The organism is Thermococcus sp. MAR1 (assembly GCF_012027305.1).
In the GTDB taxonomy this organism is placed as follows: Archaea; Methanobacteriota_B; Thermococci; order Thermococcales; family Thermococcaceae; genus Thermococcus.
The window spans coordinates 295,548-317,318 of record NZ_SNUF01000002.1 but is presented as its reverse complement, the minus strand read 5'-3'; the positions used below and the strand labels follow the sequence as shown (position 1 = coordinate 317,318).

The window sequence follows — 21,771 nt, the reverse complement described above, 5'->3', positions numbered from 1 at the left end:
AGGGCAATCAGCAGGAGGGTTAAGAGGCCAAGCCTTCTCCTCCGAGGTAGAATGAAAATGCCAGTAATGCCATACAGAGAGTTTAAAGCAGAGAGCAACAGGAGGTTCCTGCACAGATAATTATCCATACAAACTTTCAAAAGTGGCCGTATTACTGTGATGTTAAAGGCCCAAGGATGCACGGACATCAAGCGAATAAGGACAAAAAAGCCCCAGAGGCCATTGAGAGCAGTAAGGCTTCCCTGAAGGAATGAGAAAGCCATTTTTCGGTCAGAATCTCGTAAATTATCAAAGCCGTTCCCAAAACCGATATCAGCATGGAAATCATCAGCAAAAGTCCAATGGATGCAAGCACCAAATGAACGCCAATGGTAAAAAGTACCCTTTTTCTAAGCCCAAATGCAAGAACAGCGGTGCTGAAAAACACCCCACAGTGCCATAATGTTAAAGATGTCCCTCGTTGAGTCACCGATGATTTTTGGGTCGGCTTCATCTAAAACCCGGGGTAACTCCCTGAACTCAAACCTGTATCCAGCTTTTCTCAGCAGTCTCCCAACAAAGAGAACAACAATAACCAGAGTCATGAAAAAAGAGACTACCGTAACCACCAGCCAGGAGGTGTTGAAATTCTCCCGGCTAATGTCGTGAGGAGGACTAATGTAAAACCACGCCCACATGAAGACCCATATTATCAAAGGAGCCATTACAGCCTCCAGCACAAGTCTTTTTCCTGATTTCATTTTGACTCCCTCACCTGTCCGATTCTGGAAATTAAACAATTGAGGGACTAAAGACTATGAGAATACTGTGTCACAAATCTGAGGACAAATCATTGGGGCTAAAACTGAACAACAAGCATCACCCCTCAAGCCCCGCGAACCTGAGGAGGAAGACCAGACCGAGGATTCCCCAGAGGAGCGTTGTTATAAGGGGCGCGCTCCCACCCGCTCCCGACAGAACTTGAGAGGCACTCACCGTCGGGAAGAAAATGAGAACCTTTGCGAGCCACTCCGAAAGGACGCTCACTGGATAGTAAACCGGCGGGAAGACCGTAAGGCCAGTAACCAGAAGGTTCGAGAGCCTCATCACCTGAACAGGCTCTTTCCCTTTAACACCCAAAAGGAAGCCAACTCCTACGCTCCAGAGCCACAATGAAATTATCGCCCCAAGCATTCTGGGAAAAGCCCCAACTCCGAGCCTCCAGAGGAGTATCGCCGTCAAAAGAACCACATAGGGAAAGGCCGGAACGCTCATTCCGACAGAGATGCCAAGGGCCTTCCTCCAGTTACTCCCGGGAAGGCTCATGATGATGTCATAGAACCGCGAGCGCGTCTTCATTCCGACCAGCTCTATCGCCAAATCCGCTATCTCGACCCCGACTATGAAACTAACTATCGCGCCCCCCAAGGCAGTATTGAGGAACCTTCCCCCGCTCACGACGTAGACGATGAAGATGAAGGAGAGCGGTTGAACCGCGAAGCTGATTAGGGAGAACCTTCCCCGTGTTAGGGCCCTCGCGTAGTACTCAATCAGTGCCATCATTTTAGGTCACCAACCAGAAATACATCTTCTATCGTAAGCCCCTCCCTTCTGAAGGGTATTCCCGCGCTTTCAAGGGCTTCCATTATCTCCTTCTCTTCACGCCCGGAGCGGGTGTAGATGTATGTGTTTCTCCCGGCATTTCTAACCAGAAACCCCTCAAGCGTGACATCTCCGAAGGCAACGACCTTTGAATGGAGCCCCCTTAGGTACTCCCCAGCTATACTCTCCGGTGTCCCAAATGCTCTCACCCTGCCGTCCTTCAGGAGCAGGACGCGGTCGCAGACGCTCGATATCTCGTTGAGGTAGTGGCTGGTAAGGACTATCGTTGATTCCTCGGCCTTTTTCCTGATGACATCCCACAGCTTCAGCCTGTTCTCGACATCAAGGCCAACGGTGGGTTCGTCGAGGAAGTAAAGCCCGGCATCGGCTGAGAGTACCATGGCCAGCAGGGCCCTCCTGACCATGCCTCCGGAGAGGGTGGACATGGGCTCGTCCGCGTAGTCTATTCCGAAGAGCTTCATGGCGTCGTCCGCAGTCCTTCTGGCTTCCTCCCTCCCGAGCCCCCTCATCCGGAGGTAGTGGTAGACGTAGTCCCTCGGGGTGAGCGTGTAGAAGTGGGCCTTAACGTCCTGGGGGAGGAGCGCGAAAAGGCCTTTTACCTGGCAGGGCTTCTTCCCAAAAATCCTGACTTCACCGGAGTCGGGCTTCAGAAGACAGCTCAGAATCCTTATAAGCGTCGTCTTTCCTGCGCCGTTGGGGCCGATTACCCCGACTATTTCACCATCTTCCACGGTGAAGGAAACGTCGCTGAGGGCCTTTTTTGAGCCGTACCATTTGGAGAGGCCTCTTGCCTCAATCGCCGACATACAAGAAAAGTTCCCATTGGACTAAAAATGCTTTTCGGAGGTGTTGAAAGGAAAGAAGAGGTTAAAGACCCTCAGTCGAGGTCGCTTCCGAAGTCCTCGTTGCCGCCCTTGCCCTCCTTGTCCTTCTCGAGCTTGCTGGCGGCGATGACGTCGTCGATCCTGAGGATCATTATGGCAGCCTCGCTGGCGCTCTTGATGGCCTGCTTGGTGACCCTGACCGGGGCGATGACGCCGCGCTCCATCATGTCGGCCGGCTCGCCCTCGAAGACGTCAACGCCGATGGTCGGTCCCTTCTCCTTGTGGGCGGCGATGACCTTCACGAGGGTCTCGATCGGGTCGAGACCGGCGTTCTCGGCGAGGGTCCTCGGTATGACCTTGAGGGCCTCGGCGAAGGCCTCAATGGCGAGCTGCTCCTTACCGCCGACCTCCTTGGCGAACTCGTCGAGCCTTATTGCCAGCTCGATCTCCGGGGCACCGCCGGCGGCGAGTATCTTGCCGTCCTCGACGATGTCCTTGACGACCTTGACGGCATCCTCAAGGGCGCGCTCAACCTCATCGACGACGTGCTCGGTACCACCCCTGATGAGTATGGTGACGGCCTTCGGGTTCTTGCAGCCCTCAACGAAGATCATGTTCTCGCCGGCAACCTTCCTCTGCTCGACGAGTTCGGCCTCACCGAGGTCCTCGCTGGTGAGGTCGCGGACGTTGGTGACGATCTTGGCGCCGGTGGCCTTGGCGAGCTTCTCCATGTCGCTCTTCTTGACCCTCCTAACGGCGAGAATGCCGTACTTGGCCAGGTAGTGCTGGGCGAGGTCGTCAATTCCCTTCTGGACGAAGACGACGTTCGCTCCAACCTCCTTGATCTTCTCGACCATCTCGCGGAGCATCTTCTCCTCCTGCTCAAGGAAGGCCTGGAGCTGCTCCGGGCTGGTGATCCTGATCTCGGCGTCGGTCTCGGTCTCCTTGACCTCAAGGGCCTCGTTTATGAGGGCGATCTTAGCTCCCTCAACCCTCTTCGGCATTCCCGGGTGAACGACCTCCTTGTCGATGACGACACCCTTGATGAGCCTGGTGTCCTTGACGCTACCGCCCTCCTTCTTCTCGAACTTGATGTTGTCAAGGTCAACCTTGTAGGTTCCGTCGACCTTCTCGGCGACCTGCTTGACGGCCTCAACGGCGATGTTGGCGAGGTACTCGCGCTCCTCCTCGGCGGCCTTCCCGGTGATGGCGGTAACGGCGGCCTTCTTGAGCATCTCGACGTCCTCAACGTCAACGTCCTTGGCTATCTCGTCGAGTATTTCCTGGGCCTTCTCGGCAGCGAGGGCGTAACCCTTGATAACTATGCTCGGGTGGATGTTCTGGTCGAGGAGCTCCTCAGCCTTCCTGAGAAGCTCGCCAGCAATGACGACGGCGGTAGTGGTTCCATCGCCAGCCTCCTTGTCCTGGGTCTTCGCAACCTCAACCATCATCTTGGCAGCGGGGTGCTGGATGTCCATCTCGTCGAGAATCGTTGCACCATCGTTGGTGATGACGATGTCACCGAGGCTGTCGACGAGCATTTTATCCATTCCCTTCGGGCCGAGGGTCGTCCTGACCGTCTCGGCTATGATCCTCGCGGCGAGAATGTTGAGCCTCTGGGCGTCCCTACCAACGTACCTCTGGGTCCCCTCAGGCAGAATAACAACCGGCTGTCCTGCGAGCTGGGCCATCTCCGCTCACCTCCGTCCGTTTTTATTTTCTTCGACGGAGGACTTTTAGTTACAATTAGTGTTTCCGGTTTATGGTTCCTTTGGACTATTTATAAGTTTTTCGGTCAGTTGCCACCATACCTTTTTAACCCGTTCGGCCGACCGAAGTCCGGTGATGAGAAATGGCCAACGTTAAAGTCGAATGGGAGAATGCCCTGGCCGAGAAGAACTGTGAGAAACTGCTGGAGCTCTTTGACGATTACATCGAGACCATCGAAGATGAGGAGACGCTGAGGGAGGAGCTGAAGAAGCTTGAGGAAGTCGCCATCGAGTGCGAGGACCCATACGATTTAGCGCATGAGATAGCCCACGTCTACGCTCACCTCGATGACGCCGAGGTCGGAATCGAGTTCTACAGGAGGGTGGCCGAGAGGAAAAAGAAAGATCCGGAGGAGTACGCGACTGCTCTCTACTACCTGGCCGACGCCTACGAGCACTTCGGCATGCCAGAGAAGGCAATAGAGACCTACGAGGAGCTGCTCAAGCTTGAAGAGGAAGTCCTGAAGAACGAGAGGGAAATAGCACTTACGCTGGCGAACATGGCTGTGAACTACGACGAACTCGGCGAGACAGGGAAGGCGATAGAGCTGATGGAGCGCGCGAGAGAGATTTTCGAAAGGCTCGATGATAAAAAGAACCACATGATAAGCCTGCTTGACCTGGCGCACTTCCACTACGAGCTCGGGGACTACGATACGGCCAAGGGGCTTATAAAGGAGGTTCTCAGGAACCCGAGGGAGGACGAGATCGAGATAAACGCCAGGCTGGTGGAGGCGGAGATATTCGCGGGCAGGGGGGACTACGAGAAGGCCTTCAGAGCTCTACGGGATGCCCTCGTCAAGGCCATCAATGTAAGCGACGATATTTTTGGCCTCGTCTTTGACACACTGGTTGACTTCATCGAGGGACTGTTCAACGAGGGCTCCTACGGCGTTGTTGCTGAGAGTATGGAGTCCTTTGCGGAGCTCTTTGAGGATGATACTGCGTACTTCTTCAGGGCCATAGGAGAATTGGCGCGCTGGAAGGCTGGGGAAGATGGGGCAAAGGAGCGCTTTGAGGAACTATACTCCAAGGTGGAGAACGAGGAGCTTCGCTCGATTCTCGACGAGTGGAAGAGGCCAAAGCTGAGCTTGAGCTTAGGGCTCTAAGCCTTTATTTCTTCCTCTAATCCCTTTGTGTAGCGCTCTATCTCAAGAAGACTTTTCCTGATGACGTTCTCTCCAGCGTCCCATATTTCGATTCCGACGACGTTTCCATTCTCGTCGTACTCAAACCACACATCTTCATCAACCTCGTCGGTATCGGCCACGGGGCCCTCCCTAATGAGGATGTAGAGGATGTCAGCCTTTGGATCGTATCTCACTTTCATAACTTTACCCACCTCCGAGATGATAATCTTCTTTCAATGATTTTATTGAGGCCCTTACTGGTGTCTATAACGGTTATAACTTCAACAGTATCCTCTCTTTTGTCGTAGGCTATTATCAGCCAGTGTCCTGGAATGTTCCTCATGCCAACTGCAATGAAATGGCCCGAGCGCAGATCATAGAATGGGCAAATTAATGACCGCCTCCACTTCTTTGAGGTCAATTTTCCGTTCTTTAAGCCTTTCTTTTGCATGTTCAGGTAGGACGATCTCCATCAAAACTTAATCATTTTTAAAAATTTTTAAAAAACTAAAAACATTGTGGTTTCTGCGTTTTTGAAGGCGCCCAAAATAGGATGCGGTTCGGATAGAGAAAAAGGAATGAGGATTCAGATCCTCGAAACGGTCTCAACTTCCGCGCTCTCGACGTTCTCGACCTGCCTGAAGAGCTCGGCAACCTCGTCGTAGGAGTAACCCTCCTCGTCCCTACCGAGGACGTAGAACTTGAGGGCGACGAGGCCAAAAGCGATAGGCTCGCGCTCGACCTTGGCGAGGCCGAACTTCTCGGGGATGACGGCCTTCAGCTTCTCCTCAAGCTCGTCGAGGTTGACCTCCGGGTCGGTCGGCATGACCTTTATAACGCCAACAAGGTTGAAGTCAGCCATCTTTTTCACCTCCTAAACTTCACGGCCCCTCCCAGCCGCACTTGGGGCACTTGTAGGGGACGCTCAAGACCCTGCAGGATTCGCAGCGCCAGATGATCTCCTCGCCACAGTTCGGGCAGACGAAGTGAGTGGCGTGCTCCCTTGGGGTTATCTCCTTTCCGCATGATGTGCATACGGGTATCTCGAACTTGGCTTCCACTGCGAACACCTCCGAGAAAGGTGGTTTTTAATCACTGGTGGGCATTGAGGGAGTTGGCTTATAAACCTTTCTCTGGGAAAAGGCGCGAACTACAGAGGGATCACCTGGCCAAGTTCTTCAATTCTGAGCTTCAGGCTTTCTACCATCTCTTCCCAGTTTGGACGTAAGCTCTTGGGGATAAAGTGGTTGGTGGAGTTGCCGATGTATCGGGCATTTTTCTTTGCGTAATTGAGCTTCTCAATCAAACCTCTCCAGAACTCATCCTCGATGTGATAGAATTCAAGAGTTAGCTCTAGGGACTCTCTCAGCTTTTTCTCATCAAACTCCATGTTAAAAGCATGGAAAGAGTCGTAGATGTCCTTGCCTTCAGTGCGGTTGTAAAGGGCAGCGAGTTTCTTGGCGAGCAGGTCCTCAAAGGAATAGACCCTAAACATGGTTGGATACTCACTGACAAAGGGAGACTTGACCAGCTCAACTCTGGCCTCAACGTAGGGCGGCCTGCTGAGGTAGAACTCAACTTTAACCCGGTCTCTGTTTCCAAGGGGGTTAATATAGTAGCAGTCGAAGCGGAAAGTTCTGTGCAAAACTCTCGGCCCCTTAATGTCAAATCCCTCGACGAGCTTCATGCCCTCTTTTATCTCCTCAGCCGCTGTGCCAACGTCGCCGTTGAAGTAGTCAATGTCTATGTCCTCGGAAAACCTTGCCGCTCCAATCTTTGCAAGGTAAACCCTGTTGAGGGCAGTGCCGCCCTTGAGTATCGCCTTCTCGCCGAAGATTTCCCACAGCTGGCTCATCAGGAAGGAAATACGCTCCTCCTTGGCGATGTAGTTCAGACCCAGCCCGGTCTTCGCTGCCAGATACCGGAGCATTTCCTCATCCATACGCCCACCCCAGTATCCTCTCCTTTCCAAGGTTGTCTATCACTTTCCACCCCTTAATGCTCCTCCCGCTGGAGGGGAGAGTTGGAACGAGCTTCGTCCAGCTTCTAACCCTGCCCCTTAGATAGTTAAGAACTTCCTCGGGGATGTCTATCCCCAGCTCGTTTTTGAGGAGCTCCAGAACATAGCCGGTCCTTTGGCAGAGGGAGTCGCTGGCAAAGCGTTCGAAGTAGCCCAAGAATTCGTCCCAGTCGGGTTTTCCGGCCTCATAAAGGGCCTTGGTTATCTCGGAGTAGCCCCCGCAGTATCTCGGCTTGTAGAAGCAGTCAAAGAACGTCTTTGCAAGGGTGGATGTGTAGATTCCATCCTTAAGCGTCATTCCTGTGGCCTTTTCTCCCAGGGCAACTGCCTTGATCGTGTACTCTCCAATGGCTCTTTCGCCTGATTTTCTCGGTGTGGCCACGAATATCGTGAACGGCTCGTAGTCGAGTAGGTCATAAAGCCTCAGGGCGGAAGAGAAGGCTATATATCCTGGAAATATGGCAAGGGCTATCCGGTAGAAGTTTTTTATTGAGGGGTTACCTGGCCCTTCGTTGACGAGGTAGAGGCCTTTCTTCAGCCTTGTGAGGTACCCTTTTTTTGAGAGGCTCGAAAGAGCCTTCCAGAGCATTTCAGCGGTAAGATTAGGAAAGAGTTCCTGTAGTTCGTCAACACTCACTATATCAGCTCCGCGTATTGCCCTCATGATGTCCTGTTCAGTTTTTGTAAGGTAGTAATATTTCTTCATATCCTGACTATTTTGGTCAGGATCCTAATAAAATTTTCGGAAGGGGTTAAAGGGGTGTAACCTGTGGCATTCTATAACCACTCACTTGATATGGTGAGATGCGGGGTTCCACTCCTCAAGAAACTTTGCGCTCAGCCTTTAAGAAAGGCTGGTGAAGGGATTGCCCTTTTCGTCAAAGGGCAAGAGTCAGTCGTGCACTAGTCAAATGCAATTTTGAGCAGGGTTTAACACTAAACGAAGCCTTCCAAGCAGTTTCAACTTTGTTTTTGGCGTCCAAAGGACGCCTTCTTGAGTGAAACACTTCCCAAGAAGCACATGAGAAGGAAACCCGCCTCAAAACGCACACTTTTTAAAAATGCATCTTGTCTTCCGCCAGCTCTGAAGCTTTTGGGAAAAGCTTCACCAAGGAAACTTTTCTGAGAAAAGTTTCATCAAAGTTCGTGATTCCTTTCAAAAATGCAACTTGGAGAACGTTTGCGCTCTCAAACGGCCCTCTTAATCATGAATTCACTCTCCAAGGCATCAAAACAAGAGGTTAACTCTAAAAGCGCTCCTTCGGAGCGCGGAAGAGTGTAAACCTCAACACGATTACCCCAATTAAAAGGAATTCCAACCCAAAGAGTTTGGCTTGAAAGGCAAACACTCCCAAAAAGACGACCCAAACAGGAATCACCGACCTTGATCAAACTTCGCGCAGGCGAAGTTTGTAACTGGTGGGCCCGCGGGGCTTCGAACCCCGGACCTCCCGCTTATCAGGCGGGCGCTCTGACCAGGCTGAGCCACGGGCCCACGAGAAGGATTCTGGTGCCCCGGCCGGGATTTGAACCCGGGTCGCGGGATCGAGAGTCCCGCATGATTGACCGGGCTACACCACCGGGGCGCGTCCGAGATTAGGGAGGAGGGAGGGTTTAAAAAGATTTCGGTAAACCTCCAACGGCCAGGGTGAATAAATAGCAGCAGGGTTCATAAAACCGCAGTAAAAAGGCCCTCAGAACAGTGGAGAATACCCAATTCTGTGAAATTATTTCGGATAGTTGGCAAGAAATTTTGCTCTAAATAAAAGCAAAGGTTTATATAGTTAAAGCACCCAATGGTATTTGAGGAGTGCCGTGCGGGAGAGACTGAAGCGAAAGCTTCACCCTGAACAAACCCGACCCGAGTGGTTTCATGAACCATAACGGAACATGGAACTGCAATTAACAGGGAAGGGTTTGTGAGGAGTGGAACTTCACTCCGGCCTCTTTCGTATGGCGCTCCTCACTATTCTTCTGCATTAAATAGTCCCCAAAATCTCTCTAACGGTTCTTCTCACGGCCTCGTAGCTGTTCATCTTTGGCTTCCAGCCCGTTTTCTTTGCCTTCTCTATGCTCAGGCGCATGAACTTAACGTCACCCTTCCAGCCTCTCCCTCCGTCGACGCCGCCGGTGAATATGAAGGTCGGCTTCAACCCCATCTCCTCGCCCACTATCTCCGCTATCTCTTTAACTGTAATCCAATCGTCGTTTCCAAGGTTGTAAGCGTCGTAGGTTTTGCCTTCCTTCATGAAGTGCTCGAAAATGTGGAGCATTCCATCAACAGTATCGCTCACGTGGAGGTAGCTCTTCCTCTGCGTTCCGTCCCCGAGTATCTCAAGTTCCTCCGGGTTTCTTCTCAGCTTGTTTATGAAGTCGTAGATTACCCCGTGGTTCGAGCGCTCGCCTATGATGTTGGCGAGGCGGAAGATCAGGGCCCTGAACCCGAATGTGTGAGCGTAGCCGCTGATCAGGGCTTCAGCCGCGAGCTTCGCCCCACCATAGACGCTTATCGGCTCCAGTGGCGCGTAGTCCTCCGGCGTGGGAATGAGAGAAGCATCGCCGTAGACCGTTGAAGAACTCGTGAAAACGAGGTACCTGGCGCTTGAACCCCTCATCGCATTGAGCAGGTTGTAGGTTATCAGCACGTTGGTCTCGTAAAGGAGTTCGGGGCTCTGGGAGCCAATCCTTACTTCAGGGTTGGCGGCTAGGTGGAAGACTACCTCCACACCATCAACGGCCTCCTCGACTATCTCTGGGTTCCTCATATCCCCTTCGATGAACTCGAAGCGTTTATGGCCCAACCAGCGCTTTATGTTGTCCAAACTGCCGGCGCTCAGGTCGTCCAGAACCCTGACTTCCCAGCCGAGATCCATCAGTCTATCGACAAGATGTGAGCCTATGAACCCTGCACCTCCGGTAACAAGTGCCTTCATTCGTACCACCAAACCCATTGGCGTGGTCAGACTATTAAACTTTGGGGAAAGTTTTTTGTATCTGTCCAACGGAGTTAACCCCATGAAAGTGTACCACCTCTCGATCCCGGAGCGGGACGTCATTAAGGAACGGATAAGGGCGTACCTTATGTCCCGGGAGGACGTTCTCTTCGCCTATATTCATGGTTCTTTCCTGGAAGGCCGTCCTTTTAGAGACATAGACGTTGCGGTTTTCGTAAGGTCAAAACCGGGCCGTTTCTACGAGATGGAGCTTGAGGACGAGCTGTCCGGGTTAACTGGCTTTCCTGTTGATGTGAGACTGTTGAACGATGCTCCCGTGGAGTTTAGGTTTCACGTTATCAGCGGAGAGCTCCTCTTCAGCAGGGACGAAAGGGCCAGGTGTGATTTTGAAGAGCGGACCATGAGGGAATACCACGATTATTCCCGCTATCTCGAAATGTACCGGGGGGAGGCCCTTGGAATATGACACCAAAAAAGTAACCAGGCTTATGGTGGAAGCCAGGAACGCACTGGATGCCCTTTATGAGCTGGCGAAGTATCTGAGAAGATTCCTCACGAGGATTGTGGGAATAATCAAATAATTAACTGGGGGATGTGAAATGAAGATCCTCATAATGGCCGGCGGCTACGCGACCCGGCTGTGGCCGATCACGAAGGACAACCCCAAGGCTCTGTTGCCAGTGGGGAACAGGGCAATACTGGACTACATCCTTGAAAAGGTCGGGGAGCTTGATATGGAGGTGTACATTTCTACAAACCGCTTCTTTGAGGCTCACTTCAGGCCCTACGCGGAGAAAAGGGGCATCAAGCTTATAGTGGAGGACACCCTCCACGAGAGCGAAAAGCTCGGAACGATTGGGGCCATGAAAAGGGCCGTTGAAGAGCTGGGCCTCGATGATTACCTTGTTATAGCGGGTGACAACCTGTTCTCCTTCTCCCTCCGGGAGTTTCTTGAGGCATACGATGGGAAAACCCTCATAGCCGTCTATGACGTTGGGGATATGGAGCTTGCAAAACGCTACGGCGTAGTCGTTCTGGAGGGCGACAAAGTCCTCTCGTTCCAAGAAAAGCCTGCCGAGCCGAGGTCAACCCTTGTAAGCACCGGCGTTTATGTCTTTCCGAGAAGGGTTATGGAGCGCATCGATGAGTACCTCTCCAACGGCAACCGCGATTCCCCCGGCTACTTCCTCCAGTGGCTGCTGGAGAGAAAGGAGTCCATAAAGGCCTACCGCTTCTCGGACTACTGGTACGATATCGGTTCCGCCGATAGCTACCTTGAGGCACTGAAGACCCTCCTGAAGGAAAGCCATGTGGAGGAGATCCAGATCAGTCCCTACGCGAAGATAATACCTCCGGTTGTCATAAAGCGCGGTGCCAAAATACTCGGCCGGTCGATGATAGGGCCCTACGCCTACATAGGGGAGGAGTGTGTCATAGAGAACTCCGACGTCAGCGATTCAATAATCTTCAGGAACACCATTATCAAAAACTCCACCATATGGCGCTCCATCATCGACGAGAAGTGCGAGATTAGGAACCTCGAGCTGAGGAAGAGCCTCGTTGGAGGCCATGCAAAGATACAGAGGGGAGAATGAGGTGTGGGTGGATGGAGGTTAATGATATCCGGAAAAGATTGGTGAAGGCCTACGAATTAATAATGAAGCCAAAGTACACCCTTCTTATTCTCGTTATCCTGGCATCGGCCATCAGGCTCCTCCCGATGCGTTTTAGATACCTCCTCGGCTATGACCCATACTTCCACCTTGCCTACATACGCTACGCCCTGACCCACGGCTGGGTGAACTTTTTCCCCTATGCTATCGGTCCGTGGGGTTTCCAGATATATAACTCCCATCCCCTGGGCCTCTGGATGGCGCCGGCATTTGTATACAGGATTCTGAAGCCTTTTGGGGTTTCCCTTTACACCGCATTCCGCTTAACTCCCGTCATCTTCGGCGTTCTGACGGTGGTCTTCCTATATCTGACGATTCTAAGGCTCTACGGTAGAAGGGAGGCCTTTCTCTCGGCGTTCTTCCTGGCGGTTCTCTTCGGCCACGTCTTCCGCTCGATGGCCGGCTATTACAGGGGAGATAACTACATGCTCTTCTGGTACAGCGTGGCCCTGTCTGGGATTGCACTAGCCCTAACTTGGAAGCCGAGAAAATGGAAGTACGAAAGGTTAGCATTTTACCTGATACCTGCCTTTGCGAGCGGTCTCTCGGCAATGTTCTGGCAGGCCTACTACCCGATATTCGCGTTTCTCCTGGCAAACGCCATTCTCCTTGGGGTCGGGGCCTTCCTCCTCCAAAGCGAAGAATACCTAATAGACTCCCTGGCCCTTACAACCTCAACAGCCCTCGGGGCGGTGATTGCAAACTCCCTCGGTGGAACCTTTGGCTACGGCATGGTCGGCTACAACCGCGGGATGGGCAAAAAACTGGCTGAGGAACTGGGGCTGAACTTTGGGTGGATTAAGGATGTCTTTCTGCTGGTTTACCTGAAGTACGTCATCCCGCTGGCAGTTCTGACCATTCTGCTGCTCCTTGTTGTTTCAAGGTTTCTCAAAGGGAAGAAGGAAAGGTTAATTATCGTTGGTATCGGATTCGTCCTGTTTCTGTGGCTGACGGTGACGTACTATGGGAGGATCAGCGAGCTCCTTCTGAGGCTGTTCCCAGAGGCACCAATAGTCGAGACACAGAGGACAGCCTTTAAAGACTGGTGGGAGGCCTACGGTGTAGTGGGGCTGACCCTGCCGCTCTTTGCACTGAGGTTTTTCCCATCCAGGGTAAAAGCCGGCGATTTCCTTCTCCTCGGAACCCTTCTGGTTCAGGTTCCGATGGTCATCCTGTGGACGAGGTTCCTGTTCATAGGCTCTATTTCGATAGCATTAAGTGCCGGAATTGGATTAGTCGCACTTTACGAGGTTCTCCGCCCAAGGCTTTCCCCAAGGAAAAGCTCCGCACTGGCGTTGTCTGGGCTGCTAATCCTCATACCCCTCGCGGGGACTTACCAGGGGTTCCAGGCCACTCTTGGGGTTGAACCTCTGACCAACGAATACTGGGAGGAAGCTTTGACCTATCTTCAAAAAAGCTCTCACATGAACGACGTCGTCCTGACCTGGTGGGATCAGGGACACTGGGTGACTTACTTCGCTGGACGAGCACCCGTTGCCCAGGGAAGTGCAAACGGATGGGTCGCCAAATACTATCTCGGATTCGTAAGCAATGAGAGTCTTATGAAACTAGGAGTTGATTACATTATTGCTTCCTATGATACCGTGATGAAGTTCGGAGCTGTTCTTGAGACAGCAGGTGCTTCTCCAACAGAGTACGCAATGCTCCCAATGCCCCTTGTGTCGTCCGCAGGTGGAATGCTCCTCTTTTCCGCAGGGGAGTATTCGATAATGGCAGTGCCCAAGGGCGATCACTGGAGCGTTCAGGTTAACGTGGGGGGCGCCGTAGTGACCCCTCAAAAGGTCTTCGTTGAGCGGGAAAAATCCTTGAAGAGTGTACCCCTCACCGGCAAGCCTAACGCCAATGCCTACGTTTACATCAACCTGAATTACGGCTACGCCGTGCTGATGAACGGGAAAGCATTCAACACACCGCTGTCGAGGCTAATGTTCACCGATGAGTACCCAAGCCGCTACAAGCTCATTTACTCTGACGGGGGCTACATCAAGATATTCCACTTTGAGCACCCGAACGTTTTCGTAACCGCTGAGAACGGCTCAGTGGTTCTCAGGTTCACAAACGCCACAGGAACTGGCATCGGCATCTACGGCTACCTCGACAACGGCACCCTCGTCTTCAAGAAGTGGTACGGGGTTAAAGGGAAGGACAAATTTACCCTGCCCGGTGACCTGAATGGAAGCGCTGTCATCCGCTACACCTACGTCCAGAAGAAGACCGTGCTCGACAGGGGCGTGTTCAGGATCGAGGATGTGCTATCCGGTTACGCTCAGATAACTCCCTGAGCATTTCCCTGCATCTTTCTAAGTCCTCTTGGAGGCGTTCAATGGTTTCATCCTTTTGCTCCAGCTCTTTACGCAGGGAGTTTATCATGTTAATGAGTTCGACCTCCCCCACTCGGTGTCTCATAACCGCCGCGTAGATTCTCCTGCTTTCAGCAAAACGCATGTAACCCTTCCCCTCGAACTTCCCCTCCATGAACTCGTTTGCAGTGTCGAGAAGTAGCTTTGCCTCCTTTAATTTTCCCTCTTCGAAGTACTTAACCGCCATCCACTTCCATGTCGCAATTCTCATGTTTTCCAAATCCTCGTTGAATTCCCGAAATTCATTCAGAACCTGCTTGGAGAGTGGTGCATCTCTCTTCATGAACTCCTGAAGGAGGAACCCGAGATATTTCCATCCCTGATTGTTTATCTGGTACATGTACTTATAACCGCAGTTGTACTCCCTCCCCTTCCTGTTTCTGCACTTTCTCTCCACCTTTCTCCTCCTGAGGAAGCCCATGGTGTAGAGCCGCCTCAGGTCGTTTGAGACTAGCTTTGGCTGAAGGCGCTCTATCCATTTAGGGTCACTGGTGAGGTTGAACATGACCAGCGTGAGGTCCTCGGATACGGTTTTTGAATCGAACTCATCACTTCCGTATAATTCAGCGAGCATCAGAAGCAACCACTTGTAATCCACCATAGGTTTCTGCATGGTCATCACCCAATTAAGTGATGACTATTCAAATTTTTAACATGTTCTGAGGAAACCGCTCGACCAGCGAGATCCAGCGTCAAGTTTTCACGCTGATTCATTTGGATTGGAATTTCGAAGCAAAAATTGGGATCTTGTTCGCTAACGTTCTGATTTTGCACTCTCTGGAATTATATGAATTTTTTGTTAAGTTAACATCTAATTAGAAACCAGGCAGGATGAAATATGATGAAATTTTTAAACCAGAAACGTGAACCCCTCTGGAGGGATATGATGATAGAAATCATAAAGCAGGAGCTCAAAAACCTCAAAAGCCCCCTCTACAGGAATTCAATCTACATATCAATGACCTCGCTGGTTACTGCTATAGCCGGCTTCCTCTTCTGGAGCGTGGCAGCGAGGCTCTATCCCTCATCCCAGGTCGGGGTAGCCTCTGCCGTGGTATCGGCGATAAACCTAACCTTCACCCTCTCGATGCTCGGCCTCAACTTCGCGTTGATAAGGTTTTATCCGCAATACAGGGAGAGGGCCATAGGGAGCTCTCTTGTACTTGCTATCACTGCATCTTTTGCCTTTTCCCTCATATATGGCCTCATAATGAAGAACTCCGAAAGCTTCAGCGGGGTTTTCTCAGCTGAATTTCTGGCGATGTTTGTAGGCTTCTCTGTGGTGGGGACGGCATACACCATCATATCCACCTACGCTATAGCCAAAAGAAAGGCCGAGCACAGCTTTGTTCAAGCTGTTCTCTTCGCGCTTAGGTTTGCCTTTCTTTTCCTCTTCGTTTCCCTCGGAGTTTTTGGAATAGTCGGCTCCTTCGGTCTGGGGCTATTACTTGGCGTTGTTTATGGGATAATATTTATAGACGACCTGAAGCTTGGAATTGATAAGGAATACATCAGGGATTCATTCAGGTTTTCCCTCGGCAACTACATAGCGAGCATAGCGAACGTTGCACCGAACTACTTAATGCCCACAATAGTATTGACGATGCTCGGGAAGGAGGAAGCGGCTTATTTCTACATCGCCTTTGCGATTGGCACGTTAATCCTCTTCGTCCCCAACGCGATAAACACTTCCTTCTTCGTCGAGGGGAGCCACGGTTTAAAGGACGTTAAGAGGACGCTGAAGAAAGCCCTCGTTTTCAGCTACCTTTATTTAACACTGGTAACTGTCTTCGTGTGGCTCTTCGGGGAATACGTTCTAGGGCTCTTCAGGCCGGAGTACGTCAACGGCTTTGGTCTGCTGAAGCTGATGGTGATTGGCGGGTTCTTTGTAGTTCCCGTTAACTTTTCAATAACGATACTGAATATTCAGAAGAGGGTTAGGGAGGTCTTGGTAATAAACGTTCTCAAGGCTGTGCTGTTCTTGGGGTTGAGCTATCTTTTGATCCCGAGGTTTGGGATTGAGGGGGTTGGATGGGGGTGGATTGGAGCATATACTGGTTTATTAATTTTTATTATTCCCAGCCTTTAAGAATTCAAATTTGATATAACGTGTCTAGGATTTTTATCATAAGCTCTTGAAAACTTATCATCTCATATCGCCCATATTTCGCCTATATTGATTGTCTACTAGTTGTGAATAATTCTTAAAAGACCTGTTTTTAGTTACATGCCTATATCCAAGAATACTCATTTTCCTTCTTAACTTGGGTGATACCGCAAGCTCTTCAACGACAATAATAAGACTATCCTCTAAATTGTTCCATGGCATCAATATGCCCCCCTTCGACGAGGACATAACACGTTTCTGTTCTGGTACCTCTGAATTTGCAATAACCACCAGACCGCTTCCTAAGTATTCAAAAAGTTTACAGGGAGAAGAAACAAGATACATTTCTTTTGGTTTTATAAACGATAATCCAATATCGCTGATCCAATAATACTTGGGTATTTCCTTGAAGGCGATTCTACCTGTAAGTATTACTTGATCCTTAACACCCACACTATTGAGATACTGATTTAACTCAACTATCTCGTCTCCATCGCCAACTAACAAAAGTTTTAAATTCTTATATTTTTTTAAGATTGGAGTTAACGCCCTTACAAATTTACTCACCTGTCTTGACTTGTTTATGCTGCCTGAATACAATAGAATAACGTCTTTACTCCCAAATCCTAGCAATTTGCGAAGTTCTATTTTTTCTGATTTTGAAGGCGGATGGAATACGTATGGATCAAAACCCAAAGGAAGTGGAACCTGCCTGTCTTCTGGAATCCCCAGTTCACGAGCGAACTTTACCCTCATCTCCCTGCTGATGGGCAAAATCAAATCAAAATGTGGAAGCAGAAGATAGTAGAGAATAAACTTATAAAAAAACCACCAATAAATGAACTTAAAAAAGCTTATCCGGCCATCTTTCAGTTCCTCATACGCCCCCTCATAGAACAAAAATGAATAGTTAAAAACTACTGGTACTTCTGGATGCTTATACTTAAGAACCAACGCAGCGAGTCCCCCCTCCACACTATCCCGTACTTGGACTATTTGCAAACCTTTCTTGGAGTTCTTTAACTGGTCATGTATGAACTTGAATGCTGAGATAGCGAACCTAATTTGACTTATGAACTTCATAAAAACAGACGAATTATCAAAGGGCACTAGATACAAATTTACATTCTCCCATTTTTTGAGTGTAGGTTTATTGACATCTGGCGATGGAGATATCCACCATATTTCGTATCCCATAGATGGAAGATATTTATTATAAACCCCATTCACTTCTGGCCACGCGGGAAAATATTCAGTAAATGGTTGCTTTTTAATTAAAAAAAGTTTTATTTTACCACCACTAACCATGAATCTCACCCGCAGTTCTTATAGATGTTTGCTCCTCATATTTTTGAGTTCCCAAAAATATTAAAACATTACGATCTGTATAAATCACGTTCTGAGTGGTTGATAGTCCTCTTAGAATATTCACAGCCTCATTTTCCAATGGCAAATTCAAATCCCGAGGGTTTTTAAGCTCAAAAAGCCGACTTTCAATTATGTCTTTTCTAACAACTAACAAACATTCTGGTTGAAGTGATATTCTCCTAATCGACTCAAGCCTCTTGGATTTCACTACTGAGTGTCCATATATCTTACTAATGTGCTTCTCGATATGATGAATGTAGCCCCAGTCAGATGCTGCTATTGGGGAGTCTACATCTAAGAGTATGAACCTTGCAGATGCAAGCTCAGAATCATACCATCCAGTTCTAAGCGTATACTGCGGAACAAGGGGATTATCATCATTAGCCACTGAGGATGTGAACATCAAAAAACTTAGAAATATTACTAATAACAATCCAACAGACCTCTTAATCCCCCCTATCAGCTTGGAGACAAAAGGGGCCCCCAAGATTTCCCCATAATACCAGAATCTATGCCCTATCCCGGCCCAGAAGAATGTTATCGGAAGTGCAATTCCAGTAAAAAATCCTCCCTGAATTAAGTAGACTATCCTTTTTCGACTCCACTCCTTACTCTCAAAAAATCTGCGTATCTCCAGGAGTATTGAGAACGCTGCTAGTGCAAAGTAAATCAACATCCCCATCCTTGCAAGGATGATTAGGGAAAATGGAATATTTGAGACGTTTTTCTCATAATATTCGACACCAATGCCAAGAAACAGAAACTTAAGCAGGAGTATCAGCTGAGGCAAATAATAGTTGCTCCTCATTCCCCACTCAAAAAAGGCCACTATCCCCCCTAAAAGGGATAGTATTGAAACCCAACTTGGAATTTTCCTGAATAATAAAACGCCCAACATCATAAATATCAGCAAATGGATTAACATGAACCCATAACTGACGCTATGCATAACAGATAGGGACACCATAATGAGAATCACCACTATTAATAGAGCAACTAACGAATGTTGTACTTCATTCTCCGTAAATACTCTGAAAAGAATGTAGAAAGCAGTTAGAACCATTAGAACTCCAAGGGAATTTGGCACTATATTTATTCCGGTCATGCTCAAAACGTTATCGGAGACTGCAATTAATAGGGATGCTATAAGGGCCAGTTTTTTATTATCCAAAACTGTTCTTGAAAAAAGATACCCCCAAATCACCACACCCGTTAGAATGCCCAGCCCCAATACTACCGAGGCCCATTTGTATGAGACGTCCAGTATATTTATAAGAACGGACAAAATTAGATGGAACCCAGGCATTTTAGTGTAAACACCAGCTGTCCAAGCACTCTCAGGGGAAGGAATGTGACCCCCCTTCAATATCTGGTAAGTTAATACCATATGCCCCCAAGGGTCTCTACTTAAGACAGTCTTGTATAACGCCTGCTGAGTAAGAATGAACGAATAGGCAATGAGAAGGATATTTAAGATAATCAAAGCCCGCCTTACGTTCCCAGATGAGCAGTTAAGAGACTGTAAAAAAACCACAGCAGCCATAAAAGCGAGGAGAACAAAATACGATGTGGGCCTAATATAAGGGTGTTGCCTATTCTGATATAGATAGAGGGATGCTAAAAACAGGACGGTAAATGCAATTTCAAGTAGTAGAAATTTAATTCTTGAATACTTCATAGTAAACCCCCAATATCTTCTCTGCAATCTCCTCCCAAGTAAACTGCTCCGCATACTCTCTTATTTTCTCCCTGTCCCATTCTTTATCGAGGGCTATTAAAATTTTCTCTCCCAAGCACTCTGGATCAGCTGGCGGACAGAGCAACCCATAATCCCCGGAGGTTATTATCTCAGGAACACCGCCAACGGCAGTCCCAACAAAGGGCAAACCAACTCCAAGAGCCTCAAACATGACCGTTGGGTTGCCCTCGCTCAGGCTAGGGAGGACAAAGATGTCGGCGGCGTTCATCCACAGGGGAATCTCGTCGTGAGGCTTAGAACCAACAAGCTTAATATAATTCTCAAGTCCTAACTCAGAAATTAGCCTCTCCAGCTTCTTCCTCTCGGAACCATCGCCAACTATAATGAGCAGGACATCCTTTCTCTCCTTAACAACTTTAGAAAACGCCCTTATCAAAAACTCGTGACCCTTAACGGGCACGAGATTAGCAACGTTAAGAATCACCCTCTTATCGGAGGGCAAGCCCAAAATCTTCCTGGCTTCAAACTTGTCCACTGGATTAAATAGGGAAGAGTTGAAACCATTTTGAATAACCAAGACCTTTCTTACATTTTCATCTTCAAAAATATGCTTTATATTATCTCTCTGTTGCTGAGAGACTACAAACAAACGATCACTATTAGAAAGCACAAAGTTGAATACCCATCTCCATTTTTGTATAAACCTTTTGTCAGGCCTATAGTGAAAAGTAACTATAAGTTTAAATCCCAGCAACTTCTTCCACAATGCCCCCACTATTGCGGGCAGAAAACCCCCGATTGGTCCGGAAGACTGGATATGGATAACATCGAACTTCTTAGAATCTTTCAATAGTTTAAATGAAAGTCCCAGGGTTCTCTTGTACAATTTAATTAATGCAGAAATAGGAAGGGAGTATTCTTTGTCAGGGCTAATGTTATAGACCTCAACATTAACCCCCAGCTTTCGAAGAGCTCTTGTCAGTTCTTTTGTATGAGTTGAAACTCCTCCCGCCTTCTCAATTGGACCGATCATTAAAACTTTCATCATTATCACCGATCTTAGAGTTTACTAGGGTAGCCAATGCAAGCATCATCCAAGCCTGAGCCCATCTCATATATGGAATCTTATTCACAAACCCGGGCCATCTGTGGGCATAAAAATATCCACTCGGGTCCTGCATATTTCTGATCGTCCATTCGGCTATTCTTTCTGCAAAATTTAAATATTTGGACTCATAGAAGACTCTGTAGAGTTTTAAAAACGTTATTATTCCCTGTGCCTGATTATGAATGTCTATGGGATACTTCACGGGGTACCTATAATATGATACTCCTTCCGGCGTAAACTGTTTTCTCATGTAAAACTCAGCCCCTTTGAGTATTGCCTTCACACAATCCCGTTTAAGACTATCATCCTCGAGGTATGGCAGAAATTCTATCAGCCCATCTAGTATGAATCCCTGATGGTAGTCAATTTGCCAGTAATAAAGGTTGGAGCCGAAGTAACGGGAGTATGGCCAAGCACCATCTTCCCTTTGATGCTCTAACAGGAGTTTCATTATATTTTCTCCAATTTCAATAAGCTCGTCATTTAAAGTGTACTTCAATAAACGGGCTGTGCTTTCAAGGGCCAGGGCAGAGACGTTGAAAACGACCTTCCCCTGTTCTTCGGGGGTATATTTGAAATACGCTATCCCATTAGACTCCTCCAATAGATCCCCAATTAAAAAATTCAGACCTTTGATGGCAAAATTAAGGTAGTGCTTTTTTCCAAGAACTTCGTATGCGGTTATAGCTGATTTTATAGTCTCGGTAACGCATATTATGTCAGGTAATGATGCAGACAGATAATGCTTTGGAGCAATATACGGAAAATAATAGCTTGCGCAGGAGAACTTATCCTTATTTTTACTAAGATTTTGGTTCTCCAGTTGTTTCAAAAGACCTTTAGCCTCGATTTTAAACTCCTCAAGACCCGTCATGGAATATAAATATAAATACGCCCTCGAAAAAAGGGCCAACGCTTTATTTGAACGACCCGACCTGATTCCAAAGAGGGGCCTTAAGTTTAAGGGAGAATAAAGGTTTACCTGTATAAGTGCTATATTTAGAAGTTTTTTGTGAGCAAATCTTTGGGAGATGTTTCCACTAAGCCCATCGTAAGGATCCCATCCTCTATATTTCTCCTTTTTAACCCAAGAGTACAATGAATCCACAGACTTCCAGAGCAGCCCCTGCTCCATG

General features: G+C 48.8%; 22 protein-coding genes and 2 tRNA genes. 6 read left to right on the top strand and 18 right to left on the bottom strand.

What is annotated here, in order from left to right; genetic code table 11:
- Window positions 1-389 precede the first annotated feature (389 nt).
- The 4 genes from E3E25_RS11615 to thsB all read right to left on the bottom strand — a co-directional run bounded on the left by E3E25_RS11615 (window position 390) and on the right by thsB (window position 4,117).
- Window positions 390-740, bottom strand: a complete 351-nt coding sequence (locus E3E25_RS11615) for a hypothetical protein (protein WP_240910813.1) — start codon at window positions 738-740, stop codon at window positions 390-392.
- A gap of 118 nt (window positions 741-858) precedes the next feature.
- Complete coding sequence (locus E3E25_RS09630) at window positions 859-1,542, bottom strand: multidrug transporter (protein ID WP_167893045.1); 684 nt, start codon at window positions 1,540-1,542, stop codon at window positions 859-861.
- Complete coding sequence (locus E3E25_RS09625) at window positions 1,539-2,408, bottom strand: ABC transporter ATP-binding protein (RefSeq protein ID WP_167893044.1); 870 nt, start codon at window positions 2,406-2,408, stop codon at window positions 1,539-1,541. The genes E3E25_RS09630 and E3E25_RS09625 overlap by 4 nt, the downstream gene beginning before the upstream one ends.
- 71 nt (window positions 2,409-2,479) lie before the next feature.
- A complete protein-coding gene (gene thsB / locus E3E25_RS09620; RefSeq protein ID WP_167893043.1) occupies window positions 2,480-4,117 on the bottom strand; it encodes a thermosome subunit beta in 1,638 nt (545 codons plus the stop codon).
- Between the two features lie 161 nt (window positions 4,118-4,278).
- Between thsB and E3E25_RS09615 the strand changes: the two genes are divergently transcribed.
- Complete coding sequence (locus E3E25_RS09615; RefSeq protein ID WP_167893042.1) at window positions 4,279-5,304, top strand: lipopolysaccharide assembly protein LapB; 1,026 nt, start codon at window positions 4,279-4,281, stop codon at window positions 5,302-5,304.
- Here E3E25_RS09615 and E3E25_RS09610 read toward each other — a convergent pair.
- The 9 genes from E3E25_RS09610 to E3E25_RS09570 all read right to left on the bottom strand — a co-directional run bounded on the left by E3E25_RS09610 (window position 5,301) and on the right by E3E25_RS09570 (window position 10,278).
- On the bottom strand, window positions 5,301-5,525 hold the full coding sequence (locus tag E3E25_RS09610; RefSeq protein WP_167893041.1) for a DUF2283 domain-containing protein: 225 nt from the start codon (window positions 5,523-5,525) through the stop codon (window positions 5,301-5,303). The genes E3E25_RS09615 and E3E25_RS09610 overlap by 4 nt on opposite strands.
- Window positions 5,526-5,699: 174 nt before the next feature.
- Window positions 5,700-5,798: a DUF4258 domain-containing protein gene (locus tag E3E25_RS11610; RefSeq protein ID WP_240910812.1), complete on the bottom strand. Its 99-nt coding sequence runs from the start codon at window positions 5,796-5,798 to the stop codon at window positions 5,700-5,702.
- Window positions 5,799-5,911: 113 nt separating this feature from the next.
- Window positions 5,912-6,187, bottom strand: coding sequence for an elongation factor 1-beta (locus tag E3E25_RS09600; protein WP_055429247.1), 276 nt, complete (start codon window positions 6,185-6,187; stop codon window positions 5,912-5,914).
- A gap of 19 nt (window positions 6,188-6,206) precedes the next feature.
- Complete coding sequence (locus E3E25_RS09595; RefSeq protein ID WP_012572828.1) at window positions 6,207-6,386, bottom strand: zinc finger domain-containing protein; 180 nt, start codon at window positions 6,384-6,386, stop codon at window positions 6,207-6,209.
- 89 nt (window positions 6,387-6,475) lie between these two features.
- Window positions 6,476-7,267, bottom strand: a complete 792-nt coding sequence (locus E3E25_RS09590; protein ID WP_167893040.1) for a nucleotidyl transferase AbiEii/AbiGii toxin family protein — start codon at window positions 7,265-7,267, stop codon at window positions 6,476-6,478.
- The gene (locus E3E25_RS09585; protein WP_167893039.1) at window positions 7,260-8,051 is read right to left on the bottom strand and encodes a hypothetical protein; all 792 of its coding nucleotides are present in this window, start codon (window positions 8,049-8,051) and stop codon (window positions 7,260-7,262) included. Before E3E25_RS09585 ends, E3E25_RS09590 begins: the two co-directional genes overlap by 8 nt.
- Window positions 8,052-8,762: 711 nt before the next feature.
- Window positions 8,763-8,840: transfer RNA gene (locus E3E25_RS09580), tRNA-Ile, on the bottom strand.
- A gap of 13 nt (window positions 8,841-8,853) precedes the next feature.
- A tRNA-Glu gene (locus tag E3E25_RS09575) sits at window positions 8,854-8,931 on the bottom strand.
- 393 nt (window positions 8,932-9,324) lie between these two features.
- The gene (locus E3E25_RS09570; protein ID WP_167893182.1) at window positions 9,325-10,278 is read right to left on the bottom strand and encodes an NAD-dependent epimerase/dehydratase family protein; all 954 of its coding nucleotides are present in this window, start codon (window positions 10,276-10,278) and stop codon (window positions 9,325-9,327) included.
- A gap of 82 nt (window positions 10,279-10,360) precedes the next feature.
- Between E3E25_RS09570 and E3E25_RS09565 the strand changes: the two genes are divergently transcribed.
- From E3E25_RS09565 to E3E25_RS09555, 4 genes are read left to right on the top strand one after another with little or no spacing between them, the layout of a single operon-like run.
- Window positions 10,361-10,765 carry a nucleotidyltransferase domain-containing protein gene (locus tag E3E25_RS09565; RefSeq protein WP_167893038.1) on the top strand — a complete coding sequence of 135 codons (405 nt, stop codon included), beginning with the start codon at window positions 10,361-10,363 and terminating at the stop codon, window positions 10,763-10,765.
- On the top strand, window positions 10,755-10,880 hold the full coding sequence (locus tag E3E25_RS11690; protein WP_255496508.1) for a hypothetical protein: 126 nt from the start codon (window positions 10,755-10,757) through the stop codon (window positions 10,878-10,880). The genes E3E25_RS09565 and E3E25_RS11690 overlap by 11 nt, the downstream gene beginning before the upstream one ends.
- A gap of 18 nt (window positions 10,881-10,898) precedes the next feature.
- Window positions 10,899-11,894, top strand: coding sequence for a sugar phosphate nucleotidyltransferase (locus E3E25_RS09560; protein ID WP_167893037.1), 996 nt, complete (start codon window positions 10,899-10,901; stop codon window positions 11,892-11,894).
- Window positions 11,895-11,905: 11 nt separating this feature from the next.
- Window positions 11,906-14,275 carry an STT3 domain-containing protein gene (locus E3E25_RS09555; RefSeq protein WP_167893036.1) on the top strand — a complete coding sequence of 790 codons (2,370 nt, stop codon included), beginning with the start codon at window positions 11,906-11,908 and terminating at the stop codon, window positions 14,273-14,275.
- On the opposite strand, the gene E3E25_RS09550 is transcribed toward E3E25_RS09555, so the two are convergent.
- Window positions 14,229-14,972: a hypothetical protein gene (locus E3E25_RS09550; protein WP_167893035.1), complete on the bottom strand. Its 744-nt coding sequence runs from the start codon at window positions 14,970-14,972 to the stop codon at window positions 14,229-14,231. The two genes, E3E25_RS09555 and E3E25_RS09550, sit on opposite strands and share 47 nt — an antisense overlap.
- Window positions 14,973-15,236: 264 nt before the next feature.
- On the opposite strand from E3E25_RS09550, the gene E3E25_RS09545 reads away from it, so the two are divergent.
- Window positions 15,237-16,442 carry a lipopolysaccharide biosynthesis protein gene (locus E3E25_RS09545; RefSeq protein ID WP_240910811.1) on the top strand — a complete coding sequence of 402 codons (1,206 nt, stop codon included), beginning with the start codon at window positions 15,237-15,239 and terminating at the stop codon, window positions 16,440-16,442.
- A 57-nt stretch (window positions 16,443-16,499) separates the two neighbouring features.
- Here the strand turns inward: E3E25_RS09545 and E3E25_RS09540 are convergent, their stop codons facing one another.
- The 4 genes from E3E25_RS09540 to E3E25_RS09525 are packed head-to-tail and all read right to left on the bottom strand — an operon-like array spanning window position 16,500 to window position 21,770.
- A complete protein-coding gene (locus E3E25_RS09540) occupies window positions 16,500-17,768 on the bottom strand; it encodes a glycosyltransferase (protein ID WP_167893034.1) in 1,269 nt (422 codons plus the stop codon).
- A complete protein-coding gene (locus tag E3E25_RS09535) occupies window positions 17,761-19,506 on the bottom strand; it encodes a hypothetical protein (RefSeq protein WP_167893033.1) in 1,746 nt (581 codons plus the stop codon). Before E3E25_RS09535 ends, E3E25_RS09540 begins: the two co-directional genes overlap by 8 nt.
- Window positions 19,487-20,572: a glycosyltransferase gene (locus E3E25_RS09530; RefSeq protein WP_167893180.1), complete on the bottom strand. Its 1,086-nt coding sequence runs from the start codon at window positions 20,570-20,572 to the stop codon at window positions 19,487-19,489. Before E3E25_RS09530 ends, E3E25_RS09535 begins: the two co-directional genes overlap by 20 nt.
- Complete coding sequence (locus tag E3E25_RS09525) at window positions 20,544-21,770, bottom strand: hypothetical protein (protein ID WP_167893032.1); 1,227 nt, start codon at window positions 21,768-21,770, stop codon at window positions 20,544-20,546. The genes E3E25_RS09530 and E3E25_RS09525 overlap by 29 nt, the downstream gene beginning before the upstream one ends.
- Between the last annotated feature and the right edge of the window lies 1 nt (window position 21,771).